The 12,595-nt window shown below is 67.9% G+C and carries 5 protein-coding genes; 3 read left to right on the top strand and 2 right to left on the bottom strand.

Annotated features, from left to right (window positions below):
* The first annotated feature begins 169 nt into the window (after positions 1–169).
* The 3 genes from rpoB to HDA39_RS24455 all read left to right on the top strand — a co-directional run bounded on the left by rpoB (position 170) and on the right by HDA39_RS24455 (position 9,106).
* Complete coding sequence (gene rpoB / locus HDA39_RS24465) at positions 170–3,655, top strand: DNA-directed RNA polymerase subunit beta (RefSeq protein WP_184798792.1); 3,486 nt, start codon at positions 170–172, stop codon at positions 3,653–3,655.
* Positions 3,656–3,723: 68 nt separating this feature from the next.
* Entirely contained in the window at positions 3,724–7,584 is a 3,861-nt protein-coding gene (locus tag HDA39_RS24460; protein ID WP_184798790.1) for a DNA-directed RNA polymerase subunit beta', read from the top strand.
* Positions 7,585–7,807: 223 nt separating this feature from the next.
* Positions 7,808–9,106 carry a nuclear transport factor 2 family protein gene (locus HDA39_RS24455; RefSeq protein WP_184798788.1) on the top strand — a complete coding sequence of 433 codons (1,299 nt, stop codon included), beginning with the start codon at positions 7,808–7,810 and terminating at the stop codon, positions 9,104–9,106.
* Between the two features lie 66 nt (positions 9,107–9,172).
* On the opposite strand, the gene HDA39_RS24450 is transcribed toward HDA39_RS24455, so the two are convergent.
* The gene (locus HDA39_RS24450) at positions 9,173–10,534 is read right to left on the bottom strand and encodes a DUF1501 domain-containing protein (protein ID WP_184798786.1); all 1,362 of its coding nucleotides are present in this window, start codon (positions 10,532–10,534) and stop codon (positions 9,173–9,175) included.
* Between the two features lie 60 nt (positions 10,535–10,594).
* Positions 10,595–12,370: a DUF1800 family protein gene (locus HDA39_RS24445; protein ID WP_184798784.1), complete on the bottom strand. Its 1,776-nt coding sequence runs from the start codon at positions 12,368–12,370 to the stop codon at positions 10,595–10,597.
* Positions 12,371–12,595 lie beyond the last annotated feature (225 nt).

Below are 12,595 nucleotides of genomic sequence, written 5' to 3'. Positions count from 1 at the left end.
TGGTCCGACGGCATAGTGTTGGACCCCATTGGACAGCCTTGTCCAGATCGGGTAGCCTATTGCTTTGCGCTGCCTTTACTCCTCACCCTGGCTCAGGTCAAGACTTGACTAGGGGAGTTCGGCATGCGCTCCCAGCACCGAAGTTTGCGAGCCCGTGGAAGGACGCCCCTTGGTCGCCTCGCGCAACCCCCAGTCCGACAGCATCACCGACGTTTCCGGCTCACCACGCCGCATCTCCTTCGCCAAGATCTCCGAGCCTCTCGAGGTGCCGGACCTTTTGGCGTTGCAGGTGGACAGTTTCGACTGGCTGGTCGGCAACGAAACCTGGCAAGGCCGAGTGGCCGCCGCCGAGGCCGAGGGACGGACCGAGCTGTCCGGCCCGTCCGGCCTGGAAGAGATCTTCGAGGAGATCTCCCCGATCGAGGACTTCAGCGGCACCATGTCGCTGTCGTTCCGCGACCACCGTTTCGAGCCGCCGAAGAACACGGTCGACGAGTGCAAGGAGCGCGACGTCACCTACTCGGCGCCGCTGTTCGTCACCGCCGAGTTCATGAACAACGAGACCGGCGAGATCAAGAGCCAGACCGTCTTCATGGGCGACTTCCCGCTGATGACGCGCAAGGGCACCTTCGTGATCAACGGCACCGAGCGTGTCGTGGTGTCCCAGCTGGTCCGCTCGCCCGGTGTGTACTTCGAGCGCACGCCGGACAAGACGTCCGACAAGGACATCTTCACCGCCAAGATCATCCCGTCGCGCGGCGCGTGGCTGGAGTTCGAGGTCGACAAGCGTGACCTGGTCGGCGTACGGCTGGACCGCAAGCGCAAGCAGAACGTCACCGTGCTGCTCAAGGCGCTCGGCTGGACCGACGCGCAGATCCTCGAGGAGTTCGGCGAGTACGAGTCGATCCGCCTCACCCTGGAGAAGGACCACACCTCCGGGCAGGACGACGCGCTGCTGGACATCTACCGCAAGCTGCGCCCCGGCGAACCGCCGACGCGCGAGGCCGCGCAGGCGCTGCTGGACAACTACTACTTCAACGGCAAGCGCTACGACCTGGCCAAGGTCGGCCGGTACAAGATCAACAAGAAGCTCGGCCGTGACGAGCAGCACGACACCGCGGTGCTGACGATCAACGACATCGTCGCCACGATCAAGTACCTGGTCGCGCTGCACGAGGGCAAGACCGAGCTGGACGCGCCGCAGGGCGAGATCGTCGTCGAAGAGGACGACATCGACCACTTCGGCAACCGCCGGCTGCGCACCGTCGGCGAGCTGATCCAGAACCAGCTCCGGACCGGCCTGGCCCGGATGGAGCGCGTGGTCCGCGAGCGGATGACGACCCAGGACGTCGAGGCGATCACGCCGCAGACCCTGATCAACATCCGTCCCGTGGTGGCGGCGCTGAAGGAGTTCTTCGGAACCTCCCAGCTGTCGCAGTTCATGGACCAGACGAACCCGATCGCGGGTCTGACCCACAAGCGCCGCCTGTCGGCGCTGGGCCCGGGTGGTCTGTCGCGTGAGCGGGCCGGCTTCGAGGTCCGTGACGTGCACCCGTCCCACTACGGCCGGATGTGCCCGATCGAGACCCCGGAAGGCCCGAACATCGGCCTGATCGGCTCGCTCGCGACGTACGGCCGGGTGAACCCGTTCGGCTTCGTCGAGACGCCGTACCGCAAGGTCGTCGACGGCCGGGTCACCGACCAGGTCGACTACCTGACCGCGGACGAGGAGGACCGGTTCGTCATCGCTCAGGCCAACGCGGCCCTGACCGACGACGACGTGTTCGCCGAGGACCGGGTGCTGGTCCGCCGGCGCCACGGTGAGGTCGAGCTCGTGCTGGTCGAGGACGTCGACTACATGGACGTCAGCCCGCGCCAGATGGTGTCGGTCGCGACCGCGATGATCCCGTTCCTCGAGCACGACGACGCCAACCGCGCCCTGATGGGCTCCAACATGCAGCGCCAGGCCGTTCCGCTGATCACCGCGGACGCTCCCCTGGTCGGGACCGGCATGGAGTTCCGCGGAGCGGTCGACGCCGGTGACGTGCTGGTGTCGGACAAGGCGGGTGTGGTCAAGGAGGTCTCGGCCGACCTGATCGAGATCGCCGCCGACGACGGCACGTACCAGACCTACCGGCTGGCCAAGTTCCGTCGCTCGAACCAGGGCACCTGCATCAACCAGCGTCCGCTGGTCGACGCCGGGCAGCGGGTCGAGATCGGTTCGCCGCTGGCCGACGGTCCGTGCACCGACGAGGGCGAGATGGCCCTCGGCCGGAACCTGCTCGTGGCGTTCATGCCGTGGGAGGGTCACAACTACGAGGACGCGATCATCCTCAGCCAGCGCGTCGTGCAGCAGGACCTGCTGACCTCGATCCACATCGAGGAGCACGAGGTCGACGCCCGCGACACCAAGCTGGGCCCGGAGGAGATCACCCGCGACATCCCCAACGTCTCCGACGAGATGCTGGCGGACCTGGACGAGCGCGGCATCATCCGGATCGGCGCCGAGGTCACCACCGGTGACATCCTGGTCGGGAAGGTCACGCCCAAGGGCGAGACCGAGCTGACCCCGGAGGAGCGGCTGCTGCGCGCGATCTTCGGTGAGAAGGCCCGCGAGGTGCGCGACACCTCGCTGAAGGTCCCGCACGGCGAGAACGGCACCGTCATCGGCGTCCGCGTCTTCGACCGCGACAACGGCGACGAGCTGCCGCCGGGCGTGAACCAGCTGGTCCGCGTGTACGTCGCGCAGAAGCGCAAGATCTCGGTCGGCGACAAGCTCGCCGGACGCCACGGCAACAAGGGCGTCATCTCCAAGATCCTGCCGGTCGAGGACATGCCGTTCATGGCGGACGGCACCCAGGTCGACATCATCCTGAACCCGCTGGGCGTGCCCGGCCGGATGAACGTCGGTCAGGTCCTCGAGACGCACCTGGGCTGGGTCGCCAGCCGCGGCTGGAAGGTCGACCCGGACAGCTCGGAGGAGTGGGCGCAGCGACTGATCAAGATCGGCGCCGGCGAGGCCGAGCCGATGACGAACGTCGCCACCCCGGTCTTCGACGGCGCGCGCGAGGAAGAGGTCACCGGCCTGCTCGGCTCGACCCTGCCGAACCGTGACGGCGACCGGATGGTCGACAGCACCGGCAAGACGCGGCTGTTCGACGGCCGTTCGGGTGAGCCTTTCCCGGCACCGGTCGGGGTCGGCTACATGTACATGCTGAAGCTGCACCACCTGGTGGACGACAAGATCCACGCCCGCTCGACCGGCCCGTACTCGATGATCACGCAGCAGCCGCTGGGTGGTAAGGCGCAGTTCGGTGGTCAGCGGTTCGGCGAGATGGAGGTGTGGGCCCTCGAGGCCTACGGTGCCGCCTTCGCGCTGCAGGAGTTGCTGACGATCAAGTCGGACGACGTGGTCGGCCGGGTCAAGGTGTACGAAGCGATCGTCAAGGGCGAGAACATCCCGGAGCCGGGTATCCCGGAGTCCTTCAAGGTTCTGGTCAAGGAAATGCAGTCCCTGTGTCTGAACGTTGAGGTGCTCTCGTCCGACGGAAGCCGGGTCGAGATGCGCGACAGCGAAGAGGATGTCTTCCGCGCTGCGGAGGAACTGGGAATCGACCTGTCCCGGCGTGAGCCGAACAGCGTCGAGGAGGTCTGAGCGGGTTGCCGCTTTCGATCAACAGTCAACTCACTCAGACAGCTTCAACTTTCAGGAGATAACACATCGTGCTCGACGTGAACTTCTTCGACGAGCTTCGGATCGGCCTGGCGACTGCGGATGAGATCCGCCAGTGGTCGCACGGCGAGGTCAAGAAGCCCGAGACGATCAACTACCGGACGCTCAAGCCGGAGCGTGACGGTCTGTTCTGCGAGAAGATCTTCGGTCCCACCCGGGACTGGGAGTGCTACTGCGGTAAGTACAAGCGCGTTCGGTTCAAGGGCATCATCTGTGAGCGGTGTGGCGTAGAGGTCACCCGCCAGAAGGTGCGCCGCGAGCGGATGGGCCACATCGAGCTGGCCGCGCCGGTCACCCACATCTGGTACTTCAAGGGTGTCCCGTCGCGACTGGGCTACCTGCTCGACCTCGCCCCGAAGGACCTGGAGAAGGTCATCTACTTCGCGGCGTACATGATCACCGACGTCGACGACGAGGCGCGGCACCGCGACCTCGCGTCGTTGGAGGGCCGGACCGACGTCGAGCGCAAGCAGCTCGAGAACCGGCGCGACAACGACATCGAGACCCGGATGAAGAAGCTGGAGGAGGACCTGGCGCAGCTCGAGGCCGAGGGCGCCAAGGCCGACGTCCGGCGCAAGGTCAAGGAAGGCGCCGAGCGTGAGGTCAAGCAGCTGCGCGACCGCGCGCAGCGCGAGATCGACCGCCTCGACGAGGTCTGGACCCGGTTCAAGAACCTGAAGGTCCAGGACCTCGAGGGCGACGAGATCCTCTACCGCGCCATGAAGGAGCGGTTCGGCAAGTACTTCGAGGGCGCGATGGGTGCGGCCGCGATCCAGCGCCGGCTGCAGACCTTCGACCTGAAGGCCGAGGCCGACAACCTGCGCGAGACGATCAAGACCGGCAAGGGCCAGCGCAAGACCCGCGCCCTGAAGCGGCTCAAGGTCGTCACCGCGTTCCTGGCCACCAACAACAGCCCGATGGGCATGGTCCTGGACTGCGTCCCGGTCATCCCGCCGGACCTGCGGCCGATGGTCCAGCTCGACGGTGGCCGGTTCGCCACCTCGGACCTGAACGACCTGTACCGCCGGGTGATCAACCGGAACAACCGGCTCAAGCGGCTGCTCGACCTGGGCGCTCCGGAGATCATCGTCAACAACGAGAAGCGGATGCTGCAGGAGGCCGTCGACGCGCTGTTCGACAACGGCCGTCGTGGCCGTCCGGTCACCGGCCCGGGCAACCGGCCGCTGAAGTCGCTGTCCGACATGCTCAAGGGCAAGCAGGGTCGTTTCCGTCAGAACCTGCTCGGCAAGCGCGTCGACTACTCCGGCCGTTCGGTCATCGTGGTCGGCCCGCAGCTGAAGCTGCACCAGTGCGGTCTGCCGAAGGCGATGGCGCTGGAGCTGTTCAAGCCGTTCGTGATGAAGCGGCTGGTCGACCTCAACCACGCGCAGAACATCAAGTCCGCCAAGCGGATGGTCGAGCGTCAGCGCGCCCAGGTCTGGGACGTGCTGGAAGAGGTCATCACCGAGCACCCGGTCCTGCTGAACCGTGCACCTACGCTGCACCGGCTCGGCATCCAGGCGTTCGAGCCCCAGCTGATCGAGGGCAAGGCGATCCAGATCCACCCGCTCGTCTGCTCCGCGTTCAACGCGGACTTCGACGGTGACCAGATGGCGGTGCACCTGCCGCTGTCGGCCGAGGCCCAGGCCGAGGCGCGGATCCTGATGCTGTCGACCAACAACATCCTGAAGCCGGCCGACGGCCGTCCGGTCACGATGCCGACGCAGGACATGATCATCGGCATCTACTTCCTGACGATGCTGAAGGACGGCGTCACGGGTGAGGGCCGGGCGTTCGGCTCCGTGGCCGAGGCGCTGATGGCCTTCGACCGCAACGAGCTGTCGCTGCAGGCGAAGATCACGCTGCGCCTCGACGAGGCCGCCGCACCCGACGGCGCGCTCGCGCTGCCGAACGGTGGGTTCTCGCTGGAGACGACGCTGGGTCGCGCCCTGTTCAACGAGGCGCTGCCGGCCGACTACACCTTCGTGGACGCCGAGGTCGGCAAGAAGCAGCTGGGCTCGATCGTCAACGACCTGGCCGAGCGCTACTCCAAGGTCCAGGTCGCCAACTGCCTGGACGCGCTGAAGGACCTCGGTTTCCGCTGGGCCACCCGCTCGGGTGTCACGGTGTCGATCGACGACTTCAGCACGCCGCCGTCGAAGCCCGAGATCATGGCGCGCTACGAGTCGCAGGCCGAGAAGGTCCAGAAGCAGTTCGAGCGGGGTCTGATCACCTCGTCCGAGCGGCGTCAGGAACTGATCGAGATCTGGACCGGAGCCAACGCCGAGGTCGGCAAGGCGATGGAGGAGAACTTCGAGAAGGCCAACCCGATCTGGATGATGGTCCACTCGGGTGCCCGAGGCAACATGATGCAGATCCGGCAGATCGCCGGTATGCGTGGCCTGGTGGCCAACCCGAAGGGCGAGATCATCGCCCGGCCGATCAAGTCCAACTTCCGCGAGGGCCTGTCGGTGGTCGAGTACTTCATCGCCACCCACGGTGCGCGGAAGGGCCTGGCCGACACCGCGCTGCGGACCGCCGACTCCGGGTACCTGACCCGTCGTCTGGTGGACGTCTCGCAGGACGTCATCATCCGCGAGGAGGACTGCGGCACCGAGCGCGGTCTGCCCAAGCAGATCGGTGAGAAGGGCCCGGACGGCAAGGTCGTGCACGCCGAGAACGTCGAGACCAGCGCCTACGCACGGACGCTGGCCACCGATGTCGAGGGTGCCAACGGCAAGGTCGTCCTGACCGCGGGCAGCGACCTGGGCGACGTGTCCATCGCCGCTCTGGTCGAGGCCGGTGTCGAGGTCGTCAAGGTCCGCTCCGTGCTGACCTGTGACGCCAAGACGGGGACCTGCGCGAAGTGCTACGGCCGTTCGCTGGCGACCGGTAAGACGGTCGACATCGGTGAGGCCGTCGGCATCATCGCGGCGCAGTCCATCGGTGAGCCGGGGACGCAGCTGACGATGCGGACCTTCCACACCGGTGGTGTCGCGGGTGATGACATCACCCACGGTCTGCCGCGAGTGGTCGAGCTCTTCGAGGCCCGCCAGCCCAAGGGCAAGGCGCCGATCGGCGAAGCGGCCGGCCGGATCGCGATCGAGGACACCGACAAGACCCGGAAGCTGGTGCTCACCCCGGACGACGGTTCCGAGGAGGTCGCCTACCCGGTGTCGAAGCGGGCCCGGCTGCTGATCGAGGACGGTCAGCACGTCGAGGTCGGTCAGCAGCTGACGCAGGGTACGCCCGACCCGCAGGAGGTTCTGCGGATCCTGGGTGTGCGCAAGGCGCAGGAGCACCTGGTCGACGAGGTCCAGGCCGTGTACCGGTCGCAGGGTGTGGCCATCCACGACAAGCACATCGAGATCATCGTCCGGCAGATGCTGCGCCGGGTCACGGTGATCGAGTCCGGCGAGGCGAACCTGCTGCCGGGTGAGCTGGCCGACCGGATCATGTTCGAGGCGGAGAACCGCCGCGTCGTGGCCGAGGGCGGTACGCCGGCCTCGGGTCGTCCGGTGCTGATGGGTATCACCAAGGCGTCGCTCGCGACCGAGTCGTGGCTGTCGGCCGCCTCCTTCCAGGAGACGACCCGGGTCCTGACCGAGGCCGCGATCCACGGCAAGTCCGACTCGCTGGTCGGTCTGAAGGAGAACGTCATCATCGGAAAGCTGATCCCGGCGGGTACCGGTATGGACCGTTACCGCAACATCCGGGTGGAGCCCACCGAGGAGGCGAAGGCCGCGATGTACTCGATGGTCGGCTACGAGTCGTACGACTACGACTTCGGCCCGTCCGCCGGGCAGTCGGTCCCGCTGGACGACTTCGACCTCGGTTCGTACCAGAACTGAGCCGAAGCACCACACACCGCCGAGGGCGGCACTCCCACCTGGGGGTGCCGCCCTCGCGGCGTTTCCGGGGTCCGGCCGGTACGGCGTACCGGTGCGAACGGGCGCTGTTCGTACGGCGTACCGAGGGCATCTCAAACGCTTGTCCGCGGTCGTTTTCGGCGTGTCGGAGAAGCCTCGCGGGGTGGCGGCTGCAAGTGTCCGCGGGATAGGCCAAGATGACTCCATGACGGATCTCCCGCCCTATCTGCGGCCCTTTGTTCTGCCGGTCGCCGACGCCGGGGAGGTGCGGGTGGAAAGGGTCGGTCACGTCGACCTCTACCACCCCGCCGGCACTGCCCGGACGGGCGCGATTCTCTTGGTGCACGGGGGTCCCATGCCGGCCGACCTCGAGGTGCTGCCTCGGGAGTGGCCGGTGTTCCAGGGATACGCGACCGCGGCTGCACAGCGCGGTCTGGTGGCTGCTGTGGTCGAGCACGGGCTGATCCGTGGGCTCGACCAGCTGCTCACCGCAGCCGACGACGTGGAGGCCGCCGTCGGTGTACTGCGGGCCGACCCGCGGGTGGATCCGGGGCGCGTCGCGCTCTGGTTCTTCTCGGGGGGCGGACTGCTCGCGGGGGAATGGCTGGACAGCCGGCCGGACTGGCTGCGCTGCCTGATGCTGACCTACCCGATGCTCGCCACACCGCCCGGTGTCGACGAACTGGTCAACGCTGCCGAAGTGATCGGCAAACAGAAGGACAAGGACCTGCCGGTGCTGCTGACGAGGGTCGGCCGCGAGCGCGCCGAGCTCGCCGGTCCGGTCGCGGAGTTCGTCTCCGCCGGCGGTGCCGCGCTGGACATCATCGACGTACCGAAAGGGCAACACGGCTTCGACATGCTCGACCACACCGAAGAATCCCGCGCCGCGGTCACCAAGGCGCTGGACTGGGCCATCGCCCACCTGGGCGAAGACCCCACCGCGACCTCCACTCTCCCGATCCCGACGCCGACCGAGACTTCGAAGGTGAGCCCCGCCGGCTCCCCGGCGAAGAAGACCACCACTGCACCGAGGAGGCCCACCCCGGCTCCGAAGGCAGCAGCAGTAGTAGAAACTGCCAAGAGCCCCACTCCTACACCAGTTGCCGAGAAGTCCTCCACCTCCATTCCGTCAGTGGCGCCTGATCTGACGGCCGTGGTGGCTACCGCCTTCTCCTTCGAGACCCCGGCGACCCGGGTGGTCGAGCGGGAGCACGCGACGTACGCGGCGCACGATCTCGAGGCGTTCCTCGCGTTGTACTCGCCGACCGCTCAGTTGCAGTTCGCGGACGGGGCCGTACTGCGCGGCCGGCGGTCGCTGCGCGAGTACTACCAGCCGCTGTTCGACGCCGGGAAGTGCAAGACCGAGCTGCAGCAGCGGATGATGCTGGGGGAGTGGGTGGTGGAGCAGTCCGTCCGCCACGACACCGACCAGGGTCCGGTGCCGACGATCGTGATGTACCGCGTGCAGGACGGGCTGATCGTCGAGGTCCGCTTCCTTGCCTGACGACCTGCACACCGGCGCCGGCCATCACTGGTCGGCGCCGGTGGTCGTGCCGGTCGGGTGACCCTCCTAGGTCATGATCCCCAAGGACTTGGCCTTCCAGCCCGGGAACACCTTGCTCGCCTGCGCTGAGCTCAGTCCGAGCCGGCCCATCACGACGTCCGACAGCACATCGCGGTAGTCGTTCGTCCCCGGCACGTCGCCCTGGTCCAGGACCTTCGACTCCAGGCCCTCCCACTTGCCGTGCACGCCGCCCTTGACCCGGCCGCCGAGCACCAGCGTGACCCCGCCGTGCCCGTGGTCAGCGCCGCTGTTGCCGTTCTGCTCCACCCGCCGGCCGAACTCGCTCATCGTCACGACCGTCGTGTTCTCGAGCTCCGGCCCCAGCTCGGCGGTGAAGGCCGCCAACCCCTCGGCCACCGTCTTCAGCGTCCTGGTCAGATCACCGCCGTCGACGTTCCCGATGTCGGTGTGCATGTCCCACCCACCAAGGTCCACCGCAGCCACCCGCACTCCCGCCTTGTTGCGGATCAACGTGGCCAGCGTCGCCAGCGACGAGCCGAACTCACCCTCGGGATAACCACGGTCCTTCGGCTCGGTCTGGATCGCCTGCTGGTAGCTCTGCGCCTTCGCCGACGCCTGCAGAGCAGCAAGCCCTTGTACGCCGAGTGGATGGTCGAGCCCGGTGTAGAGCGTCTCCAGCGCCTTCAGCGTCTGCGGCGCGACCCCGTCGATCCCCTTGACGCCGAAGTCCTTCAGCGACGTCAGCATCACCGGATTCGTCGGCCCGAGCAGCGACCGCGTCATCCGTGCACCGATCCCGAGCCCGCGGAACGTCGTACCAGGGCCCAGCTGTGCGATCACCCGGTCGAGCCAGCCCGACTGCACCGACGACCGCGCGGCCCCACCCCGTTCGAGACAGTCCTGCGCCTGGAAGTGGCTGCGGGTCAGGTCGGGCGTCGACACCGCCGGTACGGCGGCCAGCCGGCCCGACGTGATCAGCGGCGTCAACGGCGCCATCGCCGGATGCAGCCCGAAGTCCCGGCCGAAGCCGATCAGCGAAGCACCCCGTACGGCGATGCCCGGCCGGGCCTTCAGCAGTTGGGGATCGTCGGCCGGGACGAGGACCGAGAGCCCGTCCATCCCACCGCGCAGGAAGATCACCACCAACGTGCCGGTCGACGCGGCGCCCGGCGCGGCCCACGAGATGCGCGTCGTCACCAGCTGGTCGGCGACGGCGGCAACGCCGACACCGAGCCCGCCGGCGAGCAGCCGGCGTCGCGTGAACCCGTGGCTCCACTTCTCCCGCCGCTCGTCCTCTTCGGTGGCGACAGCGGTGGCCTGTGCTCGAACGGCGGCGTCGGTGGGCGTCGGCCCGAGCCGCTGCCAGTCGGGGCAGTCGGGATGCAGTGAGGAAAGGGTCTGTTCCATCGAGCAGGACTCCTACGAAGAGAACGGTCCGGCCGCAGGGGCGGCGCGGCCGGACCAAGATCAGCGGGCGAGGAACTGAGGAGAGTCGAGAACCAGGGCGACGACGTGGCCTGCTTGCCACTCCATCCGGCCCTGGTCGACGCGCGACGTGGTCTTGGCGCCGACGAACGTGGCCAGGGCGCTGCGCTGACGGGAGTTCGGGCGCTGCCCGATCAGCCGCAGGCCGAGCCGGTCGAACCACTCGCGGTAGGTGTCGCCGGACTTCGGCTGCAGGTCGGCGGGAAGCTTCTCGCGCTTCAGGCCGTCCCACCAGCCGCACGAAAGAGCCCGGTGCGACGACCAGCGCTCCAGCATCTGGCCGGCTGACGACCAGGCCGGCGCGACGTCCGGGTAGCCGTTCGGCGACGGCCAGGCCAGCGGCGCGTGGCCGAGGTTGTTCAGCTGCCAGTACATGGCTTCGAGGCCCTTGCCGGTGGTCGGCCCGAACGGCAGGTCGAGCGCGCGGGCGGTTCCGACGACGTCCTCGAGCGGCCGTTTTGTCTTGCGTCCCAGGGAGTTCCAGAACTCACCGCTGCGGAACAGTGCGGTCAGGACCGGCAGGATCGCCGTGTTGTTGCGCAGGTAGATCTGCGCCAGCCGGGCGACCAGCGCCGGCGGCGGCACGTCGTCGACGAACCGTACAACGAGCTTGCGTGCGATCGTCTTCGCCGTCGACGGATGCTTGGCCAGGTAGTCGAGGTACTTGTCGCCGAGCGCCAGCCCGCCCTTGGCGGAGGTATTGGCGGAGGACCAGTCGAGCACCTTCACGCGGCCGGTCCGGTGGCGCTCCGGCTTGTAGTCGAACTCGCCGTCGTCGTTCGAGCCGCGACCACTCAGGACGTACGCGCTGCTGCGCATGTCCTTCTCGGTGTACCCGGAGGAGACGCCGACGGTGTGCAGCTCGAGCAGCTCGCGGCCGAGGTTCTCGTTGACGCTCTCCCGGGTGGAGGTGTCGTTGTCGAGGAAGTGCAGCATCGCCGGGTGCCGCATCGCCGCCTTGAGCATGTCGGCGTACCGGCCGAAGGCGTGCTTGCGGATCACGGCGGCCGCGTAGTGCGGCGCGACGTCCCAGCCGCGGTCGGACGGGGTGGCGACGTGCAGGTGGTTGGAGAAGACGTCGACGACCACCTCGAACAGTTGCCGCCGGCCGAACACCTGCCGGCCGAGCGTGGCGAAGCCGGTCTGGAACATCGCGTCCCAGGAGTACTGCCCGATCGACCGTCGTACCGTCGCCACGTCGGCACCGGCGAGCTTGAAGGCCCGCCAGGCCTCGTCACCGGCCGGGTCCTTCGTGGTCGGCGACAGCTGAGCCGCAAGCCAGCGGTCGATCCCCAGCTTCGCAAGGCTCGCCACGTCCGACGGGCTCGGGCCGAACGTGACCCGGTTGAGCAGATGCCGCTGGGCCTGGGCGCTGGTCAGCGGTCCGGTCTTGTCGACCAGCAGGCCCGGTACGACGCGTCCGGCCTTGGCCGCCTCGGCGAAACCGGCGTAGTCGCGGGTGGAGCCGGTCTGGGCGGGCTGCTTCGGCCGCTGGTCGCCGGCGACGTAGCTGGAGTCCCGGTCGTCCTCCTGGGTCGCCAGAGCCGGGCGCTCGGCAACGGCCGACCTGCTGGGCGACGTACCGGATCTTTCGGGCGCACCGGGTGCCGCGGCGACTCGCTCGCTCAGACTGCCCCGCCGGGACAGGAGCTCGGCACCCAGCCCGCCGGCGGCCAGTACGCCGGCGACGGTGCCGATCGCGGCTCGTCTGACGACGGGGGAGGAGTCGGGGGAAGGAGGGACAGGGTCGTGATCCACAAAGTGCTCCAGGGCGGCGGAACGGCGTACAGATGGATCCCCGTTACCAGGCTGTTACACCTGATGGGCGTGACTATGCCGCAGCGATCGAGCGCTCCCAACGGGTGGCGGAGGAGATTTACCGCGATCACACATTCACGATCGTGATGGCGCCTGGGGATACTGGCTTGGACGACGTCCGGAGTCCGGTAGACTGATAGGGCGGCCTAGTCCCCTTGCCGCACG

The sequence above is a fragment of the Kribbella italica genome (genome assembly GCF_014205135.1).
GTDB lineage: Bacteria > Actinomycetota > Actinomycetes > Propionibacteriales > Kribbellaceae > Kribbella > Kribbella italica.
This window is presented reverse-complemented; position numbering and strand designations above follow the sequence as displayed.